Origin of the sequence: Sporocytophaga sp. (assembly GCF_017745095.1) — a bacterium.
Classification (GTDB): Bacteria; Bacteroidota; Bacteroidia; order Cytophagales; family Cytophagaceae; genus Sporocytophaga.
The window spans coordinates 100,652-123,586 of record NZ_JAGHZZ010000011.1 but is presented as its reverse complement, the minus strand read 5'-3'; the positions used below and the strand labels follow the sequence as shown (position 1 = coordinate 123,586).

At 35.4% G+C, this 22,935-nt stretch carries 18 protein-coding genes; 4 read left to right on the top strand and 14 right to left on the bottom strand.

Features of this window, described 5'->3' with window-relative positions; all coding sequences use genetic code 11:
- The first annotated feature begins 5 nt into the window (after window positions 1–5).
- Window positions 6–1,058 (top strand): hypothetical protein, encoded by a 1,053-nt coding sequence (locus tag J7604_RS17430; RefSeq protein ID WP_293898257.1) that lies wholly within the window; start codon window positions 6–8, stop codon window positions 1,056–1,058.
- Window positions 1,059–1,271: 213 nt separating this feature from the next.
- Here J7604_RS17430 and J7604_RS17425 read toward each other — a convergent pair whose 3' ends face one another.
- The 12 genes from J7604_RS17425 to J7604_RS17370 form a co-directional block, all read right to left on the bottom strand.
- On the bottom strand, window positions 1,272–3,359 hold the full coding sequence (locus J7604_RS17425; protein ID WP_293898254.1) for an OmpA family protein: 2,088 nt from the start codon (window positions 3,357–3,359) through the stop codon (window positions 1,272–1,274).
- 45 nt (window positions 3,360–3,404) lie between these two features.
- The gene (locus J7604_RS17420) at window positions 3,405–4,769 is read right to left on the bottom strand and encodes a hypothetical protein (RefSeq protein WP_293898251.1); all 1,365 of its coding nucleotides are present in this window, start codon (window positions 4,767–4,769) and stop codon (window positions 3,405–3,407) included.
- Between the two features lie 81 nt (window positions 4,770–4,850).
- Window positions 4,851–5,261 (bottom strand): hypothetical protein, encoded by a 411-nt coding sequence (locus J7604_RS17415; RefSeq protein WP_293898248.1) that lies wholly within the window; start codon window positions 5,259–5,261, stop codon window positions 4,851–4,853.
- Between the two features lie 26 nt (window positions 5,262–5,287).
- Entirely contained in the window at window positions 5,288–6,181 is an 894-nt protein-coding gene (locus tag J7604_RS17410) for a hypothetical protein (RefSeq protein WP_293898245.1), read from the bottom strand.
- 4 nt (window positions 6,182–6,185) lie between these two features.
- The gene (locus J7604_RS17405) at window positions 6,186–9,206 is read right to left on the bottom strand and encodes an ATP-binding cassette domain-containing protein (protein WP_293898242.1); all 3,021 of its coding nucleotides are present in this window, start codon (window positions 9,204–9,206) and stop codon (window positions 6,186–6,188) included.
- Window positions 9,207–9,227: 21 nt separating this feature from the next.
- Entirely contained in the window at window positions 9,228–9,590 is a 363-nt protein-coding gene (locus J7604_RS17400) for a DUF1987 domain-containing protein (protein ID WP_028980731.1), read from the bottom strand.
- A gap of 21 nt (window positions 9,591–9,611) precedes the next feature.
- Window positions 9,612–10,154 carry a SiaB family protein kinase gene (locus J7604_RS17395; protein WP_293898237.1) on the bottom strand — a complete coding sequence of 181 codons (543 nt, stop codon included), beginning with the start codon at window positions 10,152–10,154 and terminating at the stop codon, window positions 9,612–9,614.
- A gap of 482 nt (window positions 10,155–10,636) precedes the next feature.
- On the bottom strand, window positions 10,637–11,467 hold the full coding sequence (locus tag J7604_RS17390; protein WP_293898234.1) for a protein-glutamate O-methyltransferase CheR: 831 nt from the start codon (window positions 11,465–11,467) through the stop codon (window positions 10,637–10,639).
- Window positions 11,468–11,470: 3 nt separating this feature from the next.
- Window positions 11,471–11,656, bottom strand: a complete 186-nt coding sequence (locus J7604_RS17385; protein ID WP_293898231.1) for a hypothetical protein — start codon at window positions 11,654–11,656, stop codon at window positions 11,471–11,473.
- A gap of 516 nt (window positions 11,657–12,172) precedes the next feature.
- Window positions 12,173–12,991, bottom strand: a complete 819-nt coding sequence (locus tag J7604_RS17380) for a DUF4249 domain-containing protein (protein WP_293898228.1) — start codon at window positions 12,989–12,991, stop codon at window positions 12,173–12,175.
- A 7-nt stretch (window positions 12,992–12,998) separates the two neighbouring features.
- Window positions 12,999–15,356, bottom strand: a complete 2,358-nt coding sequence (locus J7604_RS17375; protein ID WP_293898225.1) for a TonB-dependent receptor — start codon at window positions 15,354–15,356, stop codon at window positions 12,999–13,001.
- 103 nt (window positions 15,357–15,459) lie between these two features.
- Window positions 15,460–15,948: a MarR family transcriptional regulator gene (locus J7604_RS17370; protein WP_293898222.1), complete on the bottom strand. Its 489-nt coding sequence runs from the start codon at window positions 15,946–15,948 to the stop codon at window positions 15,460–15,462.
- Window positions 15,949–16,148: 200 nt separating this feature from the next.
- Here J7604_RS17370 and J7604_RS17365 point away from each other — a divergent pair, with 200 nt between their 5' ends.
- A complete protein-coding gene (locus tag J7604_RS17365) occupies window positions 16,149–17,834 on the top strand; it encodes a PAS domain-containing protein (RefSeq protein WP_293898219.1) in 1,686 nt (561 codons plus the stop codon).
- An 82-nt stretch (window positions 17,835–17,916) separates the two neighbouring features.
- Here J7604_RS17365 and J7604_RS17360 read toward each other — a convergent pair whose 3' ends face one another.
- Both J7604_RS17360 and J7604_RS17355 read right to left on the bottom strand, forming a co-directional pair.
- Window positions 17,917–18,696, bottom strand: a complete 780-nt coding sequence (locus tag J7604_RS17360) for a T9SS type A sorting domain-containing protein (protein WP_293898216.1) — start codon at window positions 18,694–18,696, stop codon at window positions 17,917–17,919.
- Window positions 18,697–18,899: 203 nt separating this feature from the next.
- Window positions 18,900–19,808: a hypothetical protein gene (locus J7604_RS17355; RefSeq protein WP_293898213.1), complete on the bottom strand. Its 909-nt coding sequence runs from the start codon at window positions 19,806–19,808 to the stop codon at window positions 18,900–18,902.
- A gap of 353 nt (window positions 19,809–20,161) precedes the next feature.
- Between J7604_RS17355 and J7604_RS17350 the strand changes: the two genes are divergently transcribed.
- Together J7604_RS17350 and J7604_RS17345 are read left to right on the top strand one after the other, a co-directional pair.
- Window positions 20,162–21,763: a sulfatase-like hydrolase/transferase gene (locus tag J7604_RS17350; protein ID WP_293898211.1), complete on the top strand. Its 1,602-nt coding sequence runs from the start codon at window positions 20,162–20,164 to the stop codon at window positions 21,761–21,763.
- 93 nt (window positions 21,764–21,856) lie between these two features.
- Window positions 21,857–22,891, top strand: coding sequence for an LLM class flavin-dependent oxidoreductase (locus tag J7604_RS17345; RefSeq protein ID WP_293898208.1), 1,035 nt, complete (start codon window positions 21,857–21,859; stop codon window positions 22,889–22,891).
- Window positions 22,892–22,935: the final 44 nt, after the last annotated feature.

Genomic DNA, 22,935 nt, shown 5'->3' with positions numbered 1-22,935 from the left:
TTGAAATGAAAAACAGATATAAAACAAGTGATATATTCCTTGTAACGATATTCGCAATATTACTTTTCATCCCTTGTTTATTATTTCTGAATACATTAAATAATCAAAAAGCCCCTAGCCCTGAAGAAAAGCCACAAACCTTTAAAGCAAAGATTTCTGCTTATGAAACTCTTCTAACAGATTCTTTAACATTAAAGCGAGAGCTTATTAGTTCTTATTATTACATAAAAACAAAAATTTTAAAAGAAACTAATATTACACCTACTGTAATCCAAGGCTCTGATGATTGGTTATATTATTCAGGGAAGGGAGACGGATATGCAATTGAAAGCTTTACAGGTCAGCAAATAATTGCAGATACATCCCTTTTAAAAATCAAGCATAACCTGGAAGCTCAAAAAAGATGGCTAAAGAAAAGAAATATTGATTTTTACATTATCATGTGCCCTAACAAGCAGACCGTCTATCCTGAATATTTCCCATACAAAAAAGGAGTTACTGTCGCAGATCAAATTTTATCCTATTTAAAAAAGAACACCGATTTAAATATAATTGATTTAAGAGAAGCTTTGACCAAAGCAAAAGATGGGAAGCATTTTCTCTATTATAAAACAGACTCCCACTGGACACATTATGGAGGCTTTATAGGCTATACAGAAATCTTTAACAAGTTATCTGCAAAGTATCCTGAGCTTAAACCGATTCCCATTACAGATTATAAAATCATTCAGGAAGAGGTAGGAGGAAATGATCTTGCCGAAATGGTAAACCTTGAAAAGGATTTTAAAGATTATAAATACAATTTTGAACTGATCAACAACAGAAACCTGGCAAAAAAAAATATTGTCCTCTTTCATGATTCTTATTACAAGTTTTTAAGGCCGTTCTTTACAAATCATTTTAACGTCACAGAACGACATCATCAATGGAATAGTTTTGATTATAAAGTTATAGAAGAAGTAAAGCCTGAAATTGTAATTTACGAAGTTGTAGAAAGGTATCTAAATGCTTTCTCAAGAGAAAACCCAGCCGAAATAAAAGATACTCTTGCTAATTAACAATCTCCTTATTTGGATCAATAAGAAGGCATAAAACAAAGCTTTTATCTATTCTAGAAATTATTAAGTTAAAAGTTTAAACCGAGAAGCAACAGGTTCAATATTTTTTATCAAATCAACCTCTGCATCCCGATAAGTTTTTGATTATTAAATTGGCTAAGATAATCCTTAGGAAAAAATCAACTAAAGTAAAAATACGGCAACATCTTTCCATTATTTGAAAGATGTTGCTGTGCTTGAATTTTCAAGGATGACAAACTCCGTTCTTCGGTTAAGTTCTCTTCCTTCATCTTCATCATCGTTACTTGCGAGTGGCTTGCTTTCGCCAAATCCTTTTGCTGATACCCTATCTCTGGATATTCCTTTTGATACCAGCCAATTAACTACTTCTTCAGATCTCTTCTGTGATAATGAATTGTTATACTGTTGAGAGCCTTTGCTGTCAGTATGTCCATCTATTCTGACTTTTACACCAGCATTTGCTGTAAGGAATTTATATAAGTTATTAAGTTCTGAATTTGACTCACTTTTTAAAGTAGCCTTATCAAAATCAAAGTATATGTTTCTCAAAATTCTGGAAACACCTTCCTTGATTTTTTCCATATAAAAACTCTTAGTGATAACAGAATCATTTAAAGCTACATTGGCTGTAGAAAATACATAACCGGTATAATCAACAGAAATAGCCAAATTTGAAGATGGTTTTACTTTATATTCTTTAGAAAATTTTCCTGCTACACATTTAGCCTCTATCAATCCTGCATTAGGGTCTGAAAAATTTAACTTAATTGAAGCATTCAAAGGATCTTTAGAAACTGCATCGTATACGTTTATGATGAGCTTATATCCCTTAACTACTTCCTTTTTAGCGACGGGAGCAGATTTAAACAACTCATTTTTCGGAGAAAGGGACTGAGTTTTCTTTTCAGATTTTTTCTCTTCAGGTTTCTTCTCTTCAGTCTTTTGAGCTAGTTCTTCTTTGGGCTGTTCCTTTGGCTTTTCTTCAAAAAAAACTTTATAGATATCCATGTTCCCGAAACCTTCTTTTTTTACAGAAGCTATATAACCAATTTTACCTCCATCAGCCACCACAATAGAAAAATCATCATCGGCTGAGTTAATAGGGTGACCAAGGTTCTCTGGTTTACTCCATGTAGAAGAGGTTGAATCAAATTCAGATTTGAACAGGTCATATCCTCCCATACCCTCATGCCCTTTAGAGCTAAAGTAAAGTGTCTTCCCCGTAATATAAGGTGACTCATCATCATACTCAGAGTTAATGGCACTTATATTCTGAGGCTCGCTCCAATTGGCATTTTTACTCTTTCTTGTAGAAATGTATAAATCTAAGCCTCCTTTTCCACCTTTTCTATTACTGCTAAAAACAACAGTGTTACCATCTTCTGAAATTGTAATTGCGTTCTCAATAAATTCAGAATTTACAGGTTTCCCAAAAGGCTTTGGTGACGACCATTCATTGTTTGCATCAATAAAGCAATAGAAGATATCACCTTTATTTTTATCATTATCTACATAAACGAAAAGCTGCTTACCATCATGGCTAAGACCAATGCTTGATTCATGTAGTTTAGAGTTAATTTTTGTTCCAACGTTTTCCGCTTCATTCCATTTACCATTGCTTCCGTGAGAGAAGTAAACATCTTCAAAGAATTCGTTGTCTTTATCTTTGTTACCACCGATACTACCTTTTCTTCTAGATGTAAAGAACATTACCTTTTGATCCGCAGAAATAACCGGAGCATAGTCAGGGAATTCAGAGTTTATTTCTTTACCAAGATTCTCAACTTTTACATGAACAGGATTCTTAACCATAACAAGGGCTGTGTTACATTCATCTATCCTTCTGTTGGTTTTCTTTAGCTCCTCCATGACCTTGTCATTATTATAATCCTTGCTATAAACCCCAGATTCAAGCTTTTCAATGTATTGTTTATAAAAACCTATAGCCTGTTCAAATGAGTAATTATAATGGTAAGAAAGTCCGATGAGGTAAAGAATATTGGCTGCATATTTGTGATCTAGGTCATATGCCTTGAGCAAGTAGGGTAGAGACTTTTCTTTACTGATAGTTTCAATATAACATTTACCGGCCATGTAGTTAGCCTTTACATGCAGGGAGTCAAGCTCCAGTACTTGTTTATAAATCTCCAATGCATCTTTAATGTCACCGAAGTTATAAACCTCGTCGGCAACTTGAATCAATTGCTCTGTTTGTGAGAATGCTGAGCCGGAAACGCACAACAACACCAATAAGAGATATATTTTAAATAAGCGTTTCATACTTACGACAATTCAATAATTAACTTATAGCCATTCTAAGCGATATTAATAAGGTACACATAAAGTTCTTTCCGAGAATTTAACATCAGAAATCGATATATCTACATCATATAAATTCATTCTTACCTCTGTTTGAGTTCCCCCATACAATACTTTAGAAGTAAACTTTTCTGAAGTAGGAACTACAACATTTGCATTACACTGATATTTCGACCATTTTCTGGTAGTCTTTATTAGCATAACATCCTTTGCTTTCGCACTAAAGCTACTTGTTTGGCCTGCAAGAATAATTCCTTCATTGGTTGTTTTACAGAGAGCCACTCCATGATCTTCTTGCGGACCACCATAGGTCTTCATCCACTTCATTTTTCCATTATAATCAAGAATGCATATAAATGCATCTTCCTGATTCAATCCAAAACTGCTTGTATAGCCTCCTATCGCAAAAGACAGTTCGTCTAACGTGATAAGATCCAGAAGATATTCTGCATTCTGTCCCCCCATTGTCTTCGACCAGAGAAGACCACCATTAGCATCCACGCGCACAAGACCAATTTCCATATCTACATCCTTCCCTGTAACACAAGTTCCGCCCAAGATAAAAGTACCATCAGGGGCCTGCTTGGCTACCCTTCCATAATCAGATGAATCCGTTCCGAATGCTCTGGTCCATTCTATATCTCCGCTCTCCTTAAGCTTTAGGAAATAGAAATCCCAGTCACCCTTTCCAAAACTGTTGGTTTCACCTCCGATAATATAACCATGGTCTATTGTTTCAGAGATACTATATCCATAATCAGTTCTCTCACCCCCTATAATCTTACTCCATAAAATGTTACCGTCCTTATCGGTTTTGGTAACAAGTATATCCGAATGTTTAATTTTACTTGTGTTGTTGATTGTCTCCCCAAGTATTACAAAGCCACCATCTCTGACGACAGTAAGCGTAGTGGCATACACACTTCGATCAAGCCCTATTGTTTTAGACCAAAGAACAGCTCCCTTTGGATCCACTTTGATAAGTAATATCTGGTTATTATCCTTGTTAAAACTTTCAGTATAACCTACTATGACAAAATTGTCATCATTTGTTTTTTCAACGAAACCGCCAAATTCATTGTCTTTCCCTCCATAAGTCTTGGTCCACATCAATTTTCCGACACTGTCAATTCTTGACAAATAAAAGTCTCTTTTTCCTGCGCCCACTCCCTGTGTATTACCGGAAAACAAATATCCTTTCTCTTTGTCTTTTACCTCAAGAATTTTAATACACTCATCTTCTCCATCCCCCCCAATAGCATGCTGAAATTCTTCATGAGATTTCACAAGCATAGGGTAAACAGTCTGAGCATAAGCAGGTGCCAGAACCAGCAGATAGAATAATACGAGGCTGACAATTAATTTGTTCATTCTGATCCTGTTTGAAGAAATAATAATCAGGCAGATCTTTCAATCTGCCTGACCAATTTTAAATTTTAATCCCCTTTAGAATTATTTTTTAAATGCTAATACACTTACACAGCAAGGTTGAGCCCCTTGAAAAGAATAGCGTAGGTAATACATACCAGTAGCTTTGCTGGTATACACAATCGCAGAATAATATTTATTGTTCTTCTTGTCGTAATTAGTTGCTATTTCCTTTCTGTTTGAGTCAAAAAGAGTTACAGTAACATTCTGGCTAACGCCATCTTTTCCGCAAAGTACAAGCATATAGCTCGTTTCCTTACTGAATACATATGAATGTTCAGTTTCCTCACCCACACTTTCCATCTTGTAGGTTTTAAGAAAGGTATACCCCTCGCCTAGCTTGGCAATACACTCATCCGAACTACACTGAGAAAATGCTTTGATAGAAGTAAAAGCAAAAAATATTAATACCAGGAAGATTGATTTCTTGTTCATAAAACTAATATTTAATACTTTAATAATTATACGGTAATTTTATTTCTAAGATCTGCAACAATAGATCTAATTTGCTTTAATTGATCATCAGAAATTGTGACTTTACTTGTCGTCTGATCTTCAACCACTAATACTCCATCAACTTCCTTCATTACAGATTCTTGATAGGTGTAGCTGATTTCTACTTTCTTATAAACTTCATTCAGCTTCTCAAGATCTGTCACCAACTCCTTCACCTCTGGTCTTGCTTTATAGTTTGAAAGGAGCAATACAATTTTTTCAAGAACGATTTTTTGCTCTCCGATCTTTTCTTTCAAATCTTCGTTCTGATTTGCTTCATGCACTTTCAACGCAATGTGCAGTGCTTCAATCCATCCTCCGCTAAGCATAAGAACACTTTGTTCTGATCTCTTTTTCTCCTTAAGAAAACGGTTAATATCTTCGAATGTAGAAGTCGTAATCAGAAGTAGTGAATCATAATTGTTATTGTTCTCTGCAAGTCTCTTGAACGCCTTCAGATCAAAGAACTGACCAATTCCCAGATCATCCGATATTCCTTTTACGCAGGAAATATAACTTAGGGCATCAGAACTTTTACTATATATATTTATATAACCAAGATCCGTGCTAAAAACACCGAGATTGATAGATTTTTTAAAAGTGCTGTTATAATTTGATGCATTAGTCACTTTATTAAGTATTCCCCGATCATAGTCTCCCCCTGATTCTTTGATCATTGTAGAAATTTCAAGTGGAGAAGGTACGGATTGCATGATTCCCTGAATGGTCTTTTCAGATACCTGAACATCAGGTACAACTACTGCTGAGTCTATGGAATTTGTTAGCCTCTCATCTGTGGATGAATGAGTGCTGCATGCAGATAAAAGTATAGCTAGTAAAATATAACTTCTGTCTTTCATACAATTAATTTTTCTTTTGTAACATAGTTGAGGATTTATCAATAATAATTCTTAGGATATCGAAGTATAAGAAAGCAAAGAACAATCCGGTTATGGTCCACAGCACTATCAAGTTAAACCAGAAGGTGTCTAACTTAATACTTCCAAGATATTTGGAAGGAGCATAGAAGTGAGCCCTGTATCCGAAATTACCATCAGGCTTTGCTGCAAAAAACACCAGGTCAACTTTAGGCAATATCTCTTGTTTTGAAATTTTATATCTTTCTACTGAATTCTGGTTCCTTACAAGATCAGATAAGCTTTCATTGTAATGACTGTTTTTCAGTTCGGAAGATTTGGATAATCCTTTCTGCTCCATAACTTCCACAGCATGATTAACTGTTTTATTATAAAAAGAATCAAGTGTTGGTAGCATTTCTAAAACAGCTTCAAGAGATGTTTCTGTTGATCCTGCCTTTTCCAAAGTACTTATTTGAGCAAGAGTGGGAAAGCCAGACAATCGTTCATTCTTTTTTATTTCATTAAGAATTATGTTCCACTTAATTTTTCTTTCCTCTTCTGAAACCCCTTTCTCCTGAAGCTTCTTCACTAACTCCTCAACTAAAGGAAGCCCATGAGCAAGCTGAAAATCAGATACTGCTTTTATTTGCTCCTCTTTGAAAAAGAGACTTTGATACTCATTATCTTTAAACTGACTTACTGCAAGGGCCTCATATCCCCATCTTGAAATCATAAGATCCGCAACAAATGGAACCTTATTTTTATCATTTGTCAGAAAATCGTTCAGCTTGTCAAAGCTAAATAAAGCACCGCTGAGAATCATCTGAGGTATAAGGATCAATGGTATAAGTATATATACGATAACTGCCGAATTAAAGGCTGAAGAAATTATCAGACCTAAAACATTTGCGGCACAGGATGATGAGAACAATATCAGCCAATAAGACATACCCATTCCCTTGATATCCAGCACGAGTGTACCTATTACGACAAATAGAAATGTTTGGATTGCTGAAAATGAAAAAAGTATGACAATCTTTGACAACAGATAACCTAATCTACTTAGATTTAAAAGTTTTTCTCTCTTCAATATCTTCCTGTCCCTGATAATTTCTTCTGCACTTAAGCTAAGCCCCATGAAAAGCGCAACGATTACACTCATCAGAATAAACGCAGGAATATTTTCATTAAATCTGAAAAGATATTCGTTTGTTGTATTCTTATATCTTATTACAACGCTAAGGATTAAAGCCAGTAGCGGAGCCTCAATAAGGTTGATGAGCAGATACTGCTTATTAGATAATTTTCCTTTTAAATCTCTCAGGAAAAATATCATTGATTGCTTGGTAATAGTAGGAAGATCTAGCCCCTTGGGAAGACTAAACGTGCTGTCTTTCTGTTTTAAAATATCAAAATTCTTCTTAAAACTGGTATACCATTCGCTGGTAGAGATTTTTCTCTTTCCAGTGAAGTTACCGTATTCATCAACAACCTGTTCTTCAACAATATTAAATATCTGTTCAGGGTTTACATTACCGCATGAAAAGCATTGTCCTTTTTCAGCGTCGGCATGATTTGCTATCTTTTTGAAATAGATAACACCTTCAACCGGGTTACCATAAAATATCGGAAATCCACCTGTATCCAAAATATACATTTTATCAAACATCTTATAGATGTCTGATGAAGGTTGGTGAATTACAACAAAAATTAATTTTCCTTTTAGAGAAAGCTCCTTCAAAAGATCAATCACGTTTTCAGAGTCTCTTGAAGAAAGTCCGGATGTTGGTTCATCCACAAAAAGAACCAATGGTTCTCTAATCAGTTCAAGGGCTATATTCAGCCTCTTTCTCTGACCACCACTTATGGTCTTTTCCAGAGGGCTTCCGACTTTAAGGTCTTTTACATAAGCTAGTCCAAGGCTACCCAAAAGACTTTCCACTTTCTCTTTGATTTCAGCATCAGGAAGCTTGTCAAAGCAAAGCTTTGCACAATAGAATAAATTCTCAAATACAGTAAGGTCTTCAAATAGAAGATCATCTTGTGAGATATATCCGATTATCCCTGTCGCCTTTTCCTTCTCCTTGTGTATATCAATTCCATTCAGCACCACCTGACCTTTAGATGGGATTTCAATACCAGACAAAACATTCAACAAAGTTGTTTTACCTGCGCCACTTGCTCCCATGATACCAATAAGGGTACCTTCTCTTTCAGAGATATTGATATCACGCAAGCCTATCCTACCAGACTGAAATGTATACTCAAGATCTGTTACGTTAAATGTTACGGGCTTTTTATTTTCTTCCTTTATAAAATACCTGATGATATCACTATAAAAGAAAGTAGCACCAATAGAGGACTTAAGTATACTTCCATAAGGGAATAACTTTATCTCTTCGGAATTTACAGGAAGTCCATTTAAAGTAAAGCCCTCACCTTCTGTTTTTAAGAAGATAAGATCTACAGATTCCAGAAAAAGGAATCTTACAGGAGCAAGGATATGATGATTGAATATAATGTTAGGAGTAGGCTCCAATGCTTCGCCTTCGCTTTTGATAAAAAGGAAAGCACTATCGGTCTTTAGTTCTTCAGGTTTCGAAAATACGAACCATTCAATGAGATCATGCTCGTTCTTTTCAATATTAAAGCTTTCAGAGACCGTCTCAATAATTTGTTTTCTCTGAGGCGTATAATTTCCGTCTGAACGAACGAGCTCCAGAAGTTCGATAAGCACAATTATCTTCTGCTTCTGAACGAGCGTTTTATTGATCTTCCTACAGATAGAAAGTGTTCTTACGGAATCTTTTACAGAAGTAAGTTTTTCAGGCTTGTCTTTTTTTTCCTGATTATCTATTCCGGCAAACTCATCATATAGTGCTACATATTCCTTAAGCCTTACCTGGTCGAGTTTTGAACGGAAGGAATCTATAACATAGTTTCTTTCCTTTTCACTTACACCTGTGTCCTGCTTGGTAATGATCGCATATAACTGTGCTAGCGCCTTAAGTATTTCCTCACTCATAACTTACTTCCGTAGCCTTTATTAAAAGTTTTTTAATTCAAATGGCACTTCTACCAATTCAGAAAATTCTTGTCCAGCTTCTTGCATATCTTCATCATCCTCATAAGAGTACCAAAGAATTTTAGCATTAGAAATCTTTTCAAGTCTTGTCAAAAGATCAAGAAGAAGCTTAGAAGAAGCAGTATTAAAATACTCAAGCTTGATGGTGAACTCTGTTTTAGGATTTGGATCAGCAGCATATCCTTCAAGCCACTTGAGAATAGGAGCATAAAAACCGGCAGCATCTTCAGGAAGCGATCTGCCCGAAACTTCGAATACACCTATAGTTTTATCTAGACAAACTGCTGGAGTATCTTCTGTACCTTCAATTTTTATCGGATTCATATGAATTGTATATTATTATTTTTAAAGATCTTTACTTCTTGAAATACATGTTTTGAAAGAGAAAAAGGAATAAACGTCGTTGATCGGTTCGAAATCAAATTCAAGTTTCTCTCCTGACTTTCTTGCTATATCTACAAAACCCAGGCCAGCTCCTCCTTTATCTGAAATTTCACTTTTAGAAATCATATCCTTATATAGTACTTTGAGGCCTTCTTTATCCAGAGAGTTTATTTTCTCCAACTTGCTCTTCAGGTATGGAACGTCTGTATTTATAATATAGTTACCAGATGTAATGATATAATAATCAGATTCTTTTCCAATCATGAAAATGGCTTCTTTTTCTTTCTCCTGAACACTGTCTGCATGTTTGCAGATATTCTGAAGACACTCCACCATAACGTTAAAAACTTTCCTTTTAATGTTACTCTCTTCACCGGTATAATCCATATTTCTCTCTGCCATCACTAGCACAGACTTGGTTATCTCCTGTGTAAATTCTCCTTCATATACCAGAATCAAACTCTTGTCTGACATTATCCGGTGAATTTCATAGATGTATTTCATAAAAATTATTATTGATTAATTGTTACAATATTATAGGCATTTCCAACCTCTGGAAGCACGAGTTTCATTTTTCACAAATTCCCCAATACCACACTACTTTACTTGAAAAACATATGCCTACGGGAAACATGTATACTTTATCTTGTTGATAAGGGTTTCAATAAATGACCAGTAAATTTGTCTGATTTTCAAACCTTCCAAATTCCTCCAACCCCTGATACTAGAACGAATTATGTAAGTTATTCCTACACTCCCGCTAATGAAAATGAAGAATCATTTAACGATCTATAATTGACGATATGGATACTTACTCTAAGAATCTGATATCCGGACTGACCAACAGAAATTGGCTCCAAAAAAGACATGCAGCTTTTCCTGGTTGAAAGGGAAGGTATCCGAGTTCCTTAGCTTTTTTAGTTTTAGGAGGAGCTAAACAGAGAAATTACAAATTCTGGTATTATTTAATAACACTTATACTCTTACTAATCTTTGATTTTCTTATATATCTTTTCTTCATTATTCACTGAGATAAACTTGGGAGCTACTTCCAATGCTGAAGAAATTGTTTCCTTTGTTCCTACTACAAGGTAGCTGTGAATAAACAAGCTCTGATGAAGGAGATTCAATACCTTAGACTGCAAAGACTGATTAAAGTAGATCATAACATTTCTGCAAAATATTATATCGTACTTAGACGTACATTCAGCTTTCACAAGATCAATATTTCTAAACGAAACCTTAGATAATAGAGACTTGTCGAATTTGCAATATTCTCCATCCGCTTTAAAATATTTCATCAAATCCTGATAATCGTCATGTACACGAGCGTAGTTCTTGCAATTCAGCTCCATGTTCCTCATTGCTATCGTTCCATCTTTCGCTCTTGCCAGGATCATATTATCTATATCTGAAGCCACAATCTCGCATTTATCCAGCAAATTCATTTCTTTTAATAGAATCAACATGGAATACACCTCTTCACCTGAAGAGCAGGCGGCATGCCAAATACGAATTTTAGGAAGGGACTCGAGCGAGAAGGTCAGTACTTTCTTGATAGCTTTCCAAAAAGAAGGATCGCGGAACATCTCTGTTACATTTACAGTGATTTCGTGCAAAAACTCTTCTTTGCTAAAGTTATTATTTTCAATTTTGAAAATAAGATTATCTATAGTCTTGTAATTGCGAACTTCTATCAGCCTCTCCAGACGTCTCTTGAAGGAGGATACCGCATAATTGCTGAAGTCAAGGTCAAACTTCTCCTGAACAACAGAAACAACCCTGTTTATTTCCGAAACACCAATCTCCTGTACCATACACTACTCGCAGATTACTATTTGAAATTTTGAAAAAGCTGTTGAAAACACAACTATATCATTCAATCCATAAACCGATTGTAAAGGGATCGGGAATGAATAAGATCCATCCGAAACAGCATTTTTAATTTCATAACTTCTCCTGTTATCTGTCAATTCAATTGGTGGTATTTGTAAATTTCCGGTCATATTGGCCTTCTGTAAATTTGAATGCTTCTGCTCAGGTTTTGTGATAATTCTTCCTTCAAATTATTATCGGTGCTACCGATAATGATTCTTGCAACTTTAAATAAATAAGATTCTTTAAGAAGAATTAGCTACTTGAAATTCTGTAGTTGAAGTATTTGATTGCATGAACGTTATTTCCAATAAAACGTTTCGCTTTATCAATTAATGCATTAAAGGTATAGGTAAAACCAAATTTTTAATCTATAAAATGATTGTTACCAAGAATATATGTATTCTGATTATCAAACTTTTTACAAATAGAAACGGAAATATGGAACTGTATATATAAATCAGATCAAAATTCTATTACGGTAGCTGCTTGTAAGAAATAAATCCTTCCCTTTCCTAACAATAAAAAACGCTACGCAAGCATTTAAAAATAGTTACCAAATATCAATTCAATAAATATTTCTTATTCAATAAAAAAGGGAAACCGGATTATTCCTGATTTCCCTTATTAAAAAACTTAACTAATAATTACTTCACTATAATTGTCCTGGAAGTAACAGCATGAGCGCTGAAACAACCCAATGCAGGTCTTGAGAGATTTGAGGGAGGATTGGCAGGAGATGAAGACTGACCTCCATCGGTAACTGCTTCAACCCCCCTTAAATACTTATAAGTATTTTCATCGATTGATAAAAGAAGTATGGTAACAACATCGCCAGATTTGAAAGTCTGAAAATTTCCATCTTCTCCATCTTCGAATACCGGCTGTGTAATTCTTTGTCCATCTCTGAAATTATCATCTTCCAGATGTATGCCATTGAGTGTATCTCCATTAAACACTTCCAAGATTCTGTAATAATTTTTTACTCCCTCAGGATCCTTAAAAGTTACTTTAACAAACTTTGCAGAATCCGGACCACCAAAGAGGAAATAGTCTATAGATATGCTATCAATGATTACTGGCGACGGCATAACAGACTGTCCTGTATAAGTGTTTCCTTGGTCACCAACGCTCAAAGTATAAGTATTACCCGCAACACCAACTATTGATTGGGTTTCATAAACACCGGGTCTAACTTCCTTTAACGTATCTCTGCTACCAATATTGTCTGAGATGATAACAGAAGCCCCGCTAACGGAAGGAAAAACATTTGGCTGATCAAAATTAACTTTTCTGCTGATTTTTATTCTGTATGGGCCTGGCTGATCTGTTACAGCACCTTCTATCACAATGCCTGCATCGGAATTCTTAAGCTTAAGATCTATGACCTTTTCACATGAAGAAAAAAGAAAAGATAAAGCTAAGACAAAAGCTATATATGCAAATCGAATACATTTCATTTCCATATATTTATCAGAATTTAAAATTATAAGTGAACGATGGTACCATTTTAAAGAGTGTTACTTTGACTGCTTCTGTTTTAGAAGCATCTGTTTTATTCTCCCTGAAATAAATCATATAAGGGTTTGCTCTTCCATAAAGGTTATAGATGGAGAATGTCCAGCTGGATTCAAATTTTTCTGTTTTCTTTCTGATCCATGTGGCACCAATATCCAAGCGATGATAATCTGGCATCCTGTCTTGATTTCTATCTCCATAATAAAAAAGCACTCTGTTATCTGCATAGTACTTACCGCTTGGAAACGTAATAGCATTTCCAGTATAATATACCCACGAGCCTGATAAAGTCCATTTAGGTGATAATTCGTAAATACCTACAATTGAAATATCATGACGTCTGTCTTGCTTGGCTGGATAATATGCGCCATCATTTATTAGATCAAATTTTCTTTCCGTTTTTGAAATTGTATATCCAATCCAACCGTTAAATTTTCCATATTTCTTTTTCAAAAAGAATTCAATACCATAAGCTCTTCCTTTACCTATCAATATTTGGTTTTCGACATTATTATTCAGGCTAAGCTCAGCATTGTTTTTAAAGTCTACCTGATTTTGCATGTTCTTGTAATATGCCTCTGCAGAAAATTGAAACTTATCATCATTGAAATTCCTGAAATAACCTACCGATACCTGATCACCAATTTCAGGTTTCACATATTTACTTGTTGGAATCCATTGGTCAGTAGGGCTTCCAGAAGTACTATTGCTCAGCAAATGAACATTCTGTGTGGTTCTGCAATAAGAAGCCTTAATAGAAGTCTTTTCATTAAAAATATAACTCGCAGCAAATCTTGGCTCAAGGTTCAAATATGTTTTGACAATTTTTCCACTCCCATAAGTTGTAGTATCCAGCGTATTTCCATTTTTATCAATATCAAGGAAATCACCCGGACCTAGCACAGAGAAAGAAGTTAGACGCAGACCGTAAATAAAATTCAGCTTTTCTGAATATTTAAATTCATGCGATACATAGGCTGCATTTTCCCATCCAACTTTATTGCTTAGCTTTTCTTCGTTTTCAGTATTATCCGATTTAGTTGTAACTATACCGGGTACAACTTTCAGGTAAGAGGTAATGACTCCAAAATTAAATTTACTTCTGGGACTCTGAACATATTGGAAATCCTGCTTTAACTGGTCATTGTTTATTTTGGAAATAATAAATAGTGAAGTACCGCTAAAGTCAAGTTTTATTCTATATCTATAATCAGAATGAATCAGAGATGTGCTTGAATACCATTTATCATTAAAAGTATGCATCCACTTCACAGTAGCCGCTGCATTACCCCAGTCAAAATTAAATAATTTCTTATATCCTAAAACATCTCTACCGAAATATCCGCTTATAAAAACTCTATCCTTCTCACCAAGACGGAATGTTAGTTTACCATTCAGATCATAGAAATAAAGTCTTGAGTTTTTAATACCTTCATCAGGAGAGAGCTTAAGGAATAAGTCGGCATAAGATCTTCTACCTGCAACCATAATAGATGCCTTATCTTTAACAATCGGAGCTTCTATATTTAATCTGGAAGATATAAGACCTATTCCGCCATTCGCACTCACCTTTTTATAATTGCCTTCATTGGATTTTATATCCAATACTGATGACAATCGACCACCAAATTGGGCTGGTATTCCTCCTTTATAGATCGTGAGATCGTTAATAGCATCGGAATTAAATACCGAGAAAAATCCAAGCAAATGCGATGCATTGTAGATTGGCGCATCATCTAATAATACAAGGTTTTGATCAACACCACCACCACGCACATAAAATCCGGCAGTTCCTTCTCCTGATTTAACACCGGGAATAAGCTGAATAGATTTAATAATATCCTTCTCTCCTAATAAAACGGGGATTTTATTAATCTCTTTTACCTCAAGCTTTTCAACACCTATTTCTGCTTTTGTGATGTTATCGTTTTTCTTTTCAGTGGTGACAACAACTTCCTTGAGCTCATCAACATCCTCAGACATTGATATATTTACTGTCACATCTTTTTTGAGGTCGACCTTTATTTCCCTTGTTTTGTAGCCAAAAAAATTAACCATCAAGGTATAGTTGCCTTCAGGTAGGGAAAAGGAATAATATCCGTTTTCATTTGCTACAGTCCCAGTACCGGCTTCCTTCACGGATACCGTAGCACCTATTAAAGCATCACCTGTCTCGCTGTCTTTAACTATCCCACTGATAGTGTGCTTAGTCTGTGAATAGCTTTTAAATGAAACTAAAAAAACCAAGACTAATAATAAAAGTCTGCCTTTGTATGGTGACAGACCAAGATTGTAAACTTTACTCAAAATCATGAAACTATATTTCCTCTATTACTGATAGTCTCCGGAGGAACAAAACCTTTAGTTATGTTTAGTTCTGGAAATTCCGAACTAAATTAACTAAAAATAAAGAACATCATTTGACTTCTTTATTTTTTTTATACTTCTGCTCCCATTTTTTAAAAATTGTCGGGACTTCATCATTGAAGAAATCGAAAAAATCAACGATTTCGTATAAGGCCTGATTAAAATCTTTTGTAGATTTTGGCCTTTGTTTCATAACCTCCTTGAACAGAGCACTCATCACAGAAATTTCCTCCATCTGCTTTTTCATGTCCTCTTTCCAGTTAAAAATTTTCAATCGAAAATATCTTTTTCTTACGCCAGAATAAGTGACGTACTCAATTCTGTTTAGCGAAATCAAAAGATTCAGGGAAGCACTTGTCGAACTTTTGCTGATTTTTAAACTGTTCTGAATTTCTTCAAAGGTAAGTTCTGTTTTGTCTGAAACCAGTAACAAACCAAGGATTCTTGCAGGTGCAGGCTGCATTCCTGATTTTTCGTGGGCCACTCCTAATTTCTCAATTAGTTCACGCTGCTTTGCTGTTAGAATCGATTCATTCATATAGATAGTTTGTGTTCAAGCATTTACAAATATATAAATTGTCATTGCTTAAACCGATGAGCATTGTGTGAAATTTCTAAAACCTTTAAAATCAAAGGTAACATCTATTTAACACAAGGGAGAATACCATCGCAACTTGTCTCTAAATAAATATGTTATATAAATGTTATGGGGTAAAAGTCATTTAGAGGTGAAGAGGTATGCAATCTTTAAGCAAATGGTTCAGAAACTTTTTTAATATCGGGAGAGAACAGCAGAATTCCACAGTCGTTCTGGAAACCGTGCTTGAGAATATGCCAGCAATGGTATTTATAAAAGATGCAAAAGAGTTGCGATTTAGAGCATTGAACAGAGCCGGTGAAGTTCTGCTGGGTTACGACAAGGACCAACTGTTAGGAAAAAATGATTATGATTTCTTTTCTAAAAAGCAGGCCGATTTCTTTACTTCCCAAGACAGATCTGTTCTTGACAGTGGGGTTCCCCTTAACATTCCTGAAGAACCTATTAGCACTAAGGATGGCTTAAAATGGTTACACACACAGAAAATTCCAATATCATTCGTCAATGGTGAACCTCAATATTTATTGGGCATTTCTGTTGACATAACCGAAATGAAAATTGCTAATGATAAAATAAAAAAGTTCAATGAAGAATTAGAGTCCAATGTAAAGGAAAGAACATCGGAGCTGGAACGTGCTAACAAAGAATTGAAAAAACAAATAAAAGAAAGGTCAAAGGCGGAAGAGAGCGCTAAGCTAAGCGAAGAAAGATATCGTTTCCTTGCAAACTCTATTCCTCAGATTGTATGGACCGCAAATGCAAAAGGAGCAATTGATTATATCAATAAACATGGATTTGACTATGCAGGGATGGACTATGAGCATAGCAAGGGATGGGGTTGGCTCAAAATTTTACACCCACATGACTATATAAGAACATTAAACAGATGGAGACATTCTCTCCTTACAGGAGAACCTTATGAATTAGAATACAGACTTCGAAGGCTAGATGGAGAATACAGATGGCATCTTTCGAGGGCATTACCAATGAAAGACCCAAAAGGAAAAATTGTAAAATGGTTCGGCACAGCCACTGAAATTCATGATCAAAAGCTGACGTTAGAATATCTTGCAAAAGTTAAGGAAGATATAGAAAATATGAACGAACAACTAAGCTTGAACAATGCTGAACTCAATAAAATAAATCAAGACCTGGATAATTTCGTATACACTGCTTCGCATGATTTAAAAGCTCCTGTAGCCAATATAGATGGACTTTTGGATATGCTTGATATATCTCTGCATGAAAAACTAATAGGGGATGAAGAAATAGAAAACATTGTTCATCTCATAAAAGGATCTATTGAACGCTTTCAAAGAACTATCAAAGAACTCACAGATATAGGTAAAATTCAAAAGAATATCCATGAAGATATTGAGGATATAGACATAGCCGCTGTGCTTGAAGAATTAAAACTTGATGTTCAGAATCAGATAAAAGAGTCAGGCGCTATGATAAATTCAGACTTTTCTGAAATTTCTAAAATTAAGTTTTCAAGAGTAAACTTCAGAAGCGTATTCTATAATGTTCTAATCAACGCAATTAAATACAGATCCCCGGAAAGAACACCACTGATAGAAATAAGAACAGAAAACAAAGCTGGTCACATTATTTTGGAAATTAAAGATAATGGTTTAGGTATAAAGGAAGGTCAACAGGAAAAAATTTTCTCAATGTTTAAAAGACTTCAAAGTCATATTGAAGGCTCTGGGATTGGTCTATATATTGTTAAACGCATTATGGAAAATGCAAATGGAAAAATTGAAGTTGACAGTGTAGAAGGTGAAGGATCTGTTTTCCGAATATACTTTCCTAAAACTTCTTAGCCAAATAAGAGATGATAGGAAGCTGGAATTACCAACTTCCTATACATTTTTTCTATCACTACATTAATTACACCAAGTAAATTTAAGGAACAATGAGCTTGTCTTCATGTCTCCATCCATCCTCTCCTATATATGACAAAATATACATTCCCGAAGTAATGTTGTCCGGAAGTATTATTTCATCGTTTTGTGAAGTTATCGGCAATTGGATAAGTTCTTTATTACCTCCAATAGAAGTAATAGAGATCTTTCCAGGAAGATGCTGTTTAGAAACATTAACAAAAAATGATTTTTCAGCTATTGGATTAGGATAATACTGAAGACCATTCAAAACACTCTGATCACTTGTCATATTCTCACCATCATCAGGCATTAAGTTTGTTGCATCCATTCTCGGAGTCGTAGGGCAAACTTGAGGGCCGGATGTTGCAGTATATCTAACATTGGTTCCTGAAGCTTTAAAACCGGATGCTAGCGTAACCCTAGTAAATGCCCTGTCTTTCCCAGTGCCGGAAATAATGTTATTGACAGTTTTATAATCCTTTACTGGATTAAACTCTGCAGCAAGCTCATCTCCATTCACTTTCACCCAGACAATGTACTCTTCGTACATGATCCTGTAATCCTTCCGTTCCTTAGGGGTAAAAGTATAATAATATACAGTGGTACCAGCAATTTCATCACTAACATGAAACGAAAGATCAAAATTTCCTCCATATCCATTTAATTTGCATAATGATAATACTTGTGGAGGAACATGCATATACACCCCGGAATATTTGCTTCCGGGACAAAATTCAGTCTGTGCATATAATTTTCCAAAAAGGGAAAATAGAACACAAATTATAATACGTGTATTCATATCAGAGATTTTTAGTATTTGCAATTAAAAAATGAGACAGGACATAAGAATATAAGTCCTGTCTCTGAATTGTAAAGAATCAATAAACAACCAGTTTATCCTGATAACTCCAACCGTTATTACTTCTATAGGAAACTATATACATTCCTGCTGACAAATTATCTGGTAAGATTACCTCCTGATCCAAAGTATTTATTTTAATCTCAGATAATACTTAACCATCTTCTTTTGACAGAATTGACGATCACACCCGGAAGATTATAATTGGCGGCAGAAACTCTGATGACATGATCTACTGACCAGATAAAATCCTTGGTACCATCATATACTTCTAATACCGTCTGATGTATTATCTCCAACATCTTAAACTCTTCCACTGATGATTTAGATAATTCTAGCCTAAGCTTAAGATCAAGACTTTGTGTGAGGATAGAAATACTAGCAAGTTTATTACCCATTTCATCATGAAAATCCTGAGCCATGTTAGTCCTCATTTTCTCAACTTCTGTTTCCTTTTGATTAAGTTTAGACTGCAAGGCGCCCATTTTCATATCACTTTCACGTTTCCAGATCAAATCAAGATTTTCTTTAGTAAAAAAGAAATAGTGTATAATACATAGCATCACTAATACACCCATGAAGTTTAAATAATTAAATAGTGGAGGGATCTCCTTTAACTCTTGTTGAAAATCTGCTTTACCTGAAATTTGAAGGTAAAAAAATAATGAATAGATAAATATACTGGATATGATGCATAACATAGTATAAAACTTATTAAGAAAAATACTCATGCCCAAGCTCGTAAGGGGAAGCCAAATCATATAAGGGCTATAAAAACCTCCCTTTAAATATGCATGACCAAAGACGCTAAACAGTCCATATATCGTCATAGAGATATAGGGATGATCCACATCTCTGGCAAAATGATTAAAAATAAGATTACAAGTCCAAGCGAAAACATGGCAAAAACAGAAAAGCTTAAAAGTGTCATCTACATTCACAAATAGAATCAGGGCAACATTTAATAAAATAAGGTTTAGACAACCTGCATACATTAATTTCTTCTTAAGGTGAAGTCCCGCAAAAGTTGTAAGTATGTTATAAGAAGACATAAAAATTTAGTTAAAAACAAAACCAAATAACAAAATATTTCTCATAGGAACAAGACCTTTAATGATATCCTACTGAGCCTTAGTGAAACAATTAAAGAACTTAAAATCCAATATAAAAAAGTCACTCCGCTTCTATTGGTATCCATCCCGGCATTTCATTAAAACGCTTTACCCAAAGTCATTTTTTTTGTTCTTTTGATGTCGTAATTCTAATACTAGAGTCATAAACACTCATACTTTATCTTAAATTTCATTGCTATATCCCTTAGCTTAAATACTTGAGAAAACTTCCATAGCATGAGAATAAAAACCTTGAATTAAATTTTCAATTTTCAAAGAATAAAAAATCGTAAATGAAAAGCGCAATCAGGACAATACTGTTCATAATACTTTTTCCGAATATAAACCATGTTTCTTTCTCTCAAACTTCAACAAATGTCATCTGGCTGGACTTTGAGGATTTAAGTCCTATATTCTCAGCATATGGAGACAGGACCATCTCGACGCCCAATATTGACCGCATTGCTAAAGAAGGTATAGTTTTTAAGAAAGCCTTTACAACTGTTCCTGTGTGTGCGCCAACCAGATCAAGTATAATCACAGGAATGTATCCTACATCTATAGGTTCGCACAATATGCGCATTCAGGCAAACAACAAATATCCCAATGTCCCGAACTATGAAGTTGTGCCACCTCACTATGTGAGATGTTTCCCAGATATCCTAAGAGAAAATGGGATTTATACAGTTTCAAGCAAGAAGTCAGATTATCAGTTTGCGCCCTCACCATTAACATGGGATGTTTATCCGGCAAATGACTCAACCGATAGATATAATTTTCCAAAAGACAAACCTTTCTTCAAGCAAATAAATTTCTGGGAAACCCATGAATCCCAGATCTGGGGATGGTGCAGGCAGAATATTCCTCTCTCTGTAGATACCACTAAAGTAATTGTTCCGCCATATCTGCCGCAAACAGTAACTAATAAATTGGACTGGGCAACCCAATATAATAACTTAAAATACTGTGATAGTATTGTTGGTAAAATACTTGATACACTTGAGAAAAACGGGTTATTAAAGAAAACAATTATCATTCTCACAGGAGATCATGGCAATGGTCTGCCGCGCAGTAAAAGAAGTTTGCACAACTCAGGGGTAAGTGTCCCACTTGTAATCCGCTTTCCTGATAAGCGTCAGGCAGGAACCGTAAACAATGATCTGGTTTACCTAATGGATCTTGGACCAACTATTTTGTCCTTCTATAATATTCCTGCTCCTTCTCATATTCATGGAAGAAACATATTTACTAACAATGATGAAAATAAGAGGAAGTATGTATACTTCTCTGCGGACAGATTTGATGAGTCAATAGACATGCTCAGAGCCACGAGTGACGGAAGGTATAAATATATCCGAAATTATCAGCCTCAGAAACCCCAGTTTCTAAACCTTAGTTATCGCAAGTCACAGCAAGGAGTTAAAGAGCTTTACAGATTAGACAGCTTGGGAAAACTGAATCCCATACAAGCTACACTTATGAGAAAAACAAAGCCAGCAGAAGAATTATACGATACTCAGAATGATCCTTATGAAATAAACAATATTGCCGATAGCAATGAGCACCAGCCGAAACTTATCGAGCTAAGAGCTGTTCTTGATCAATGGATAAGAGAAACAGGAGATCTTGGCTTTACTTCGGAATCTGATATAGCAAAAAGCTTCTGGCCAAACCTGAAGCAACCTCAAGCGGAAAAACCGCTGATAAGTTTAGTAAAAAATAAAGTTACTCTAACGACGCCTACCAACGGAGCATCAATAGGTTATAAAACAAAACCAACAGATCAATGGAAGATCTATACCAAACCATTTGAACTAAAAATAGGAGAAACACTGTATGTGATTTCACATAGATTAGGCTGGAAAACAAGTGAATTGATTGAATTTAAGCATTGAGCTTCCGTCTGTAAAAAATAAAATATAGAAGTAAGTCACAAACATGCACTACCACTAAGTCGTTCTTTTCTTATCTTTACAAGAAACAGAAATATGGAATTCGGTATTGGCATGTTTGGAGACAATCATTATGATCAGAACGGACAACCTCTTCCTGCTGGGGAACGGTTGCGTGAACTGATCGAGGAGATAAAACTGATGGATGAAGTTGGTCTCGACTTCTTTGGCATTGGCGAACATCATCGTCCTGATTATGCAGTATCAGTACCTGAAATTGTACTCGCTGCTGCAGCCACCGTTACCAAGCATATTAAGTTAGGGAGCGCGGTTACGGTATTGAGTTCTTCCGATCCTGTCCGCATCTATCAAAGCTTTGCTACCATCGATCAGATAAGCAACGGTCGTGCAGAAATCACTGCTGGAAGAGGAAGCTTTATAGAATCCTTTCCCATATATGGATATGATCTAAAAGACTATAATAGCTTGTTTGGAGAAAAGCTGGATCTTCTGATAAATATAAACAAACAGAATCCTCTCACTTGGAAAGGAAAATACAGAGCTGCATTAACCAACCAGGACGTCCTGCCTCGTGCTGTAAATGATCAGCTTAAGATATGGGTGGCAGTAGGCGGGACACCAGAATCAGTCCTGCGAGCGGGTAAGGCAGGACTGCCCGTAATCTTTGCAATCATCGGAGGCAACCAAACACAGTTCCAACCATTATTCCAATATTATCAGGATGTATATCAGCATTTCAATCATGATATGGCCAAATTTGAAGTAGGTGTGCACATGCATTGCTTCTTTGGAGAAGACAGCAAAAAAGTAGCTGATGAATACTACCCTGTATACTCAGATCAGATGAACCGTATTGGCCGGACACGGGGTTGGCAGCCATTTACACGGGGTCAATTTGATTATGGACGTGGCCAGAACGGTCACCTTATCATTGGTGATGCCAATGAAGCAATAGATAAAATCCTAGAAGTTCACGAACTCTTTGGTCTTACGCGCTTCTCCGCACATATGGATGTTGGTGGGCCTTCACACATATCACTTATGAAATCGATAGAAATATTCGGAACAAAAATAGCTCCCAAAGTGCGGGAAGCGTTGAAGAAAAAATAGTTTAATACAAGCAATTTATACTATAGCTGGGCAAATTCTCAATA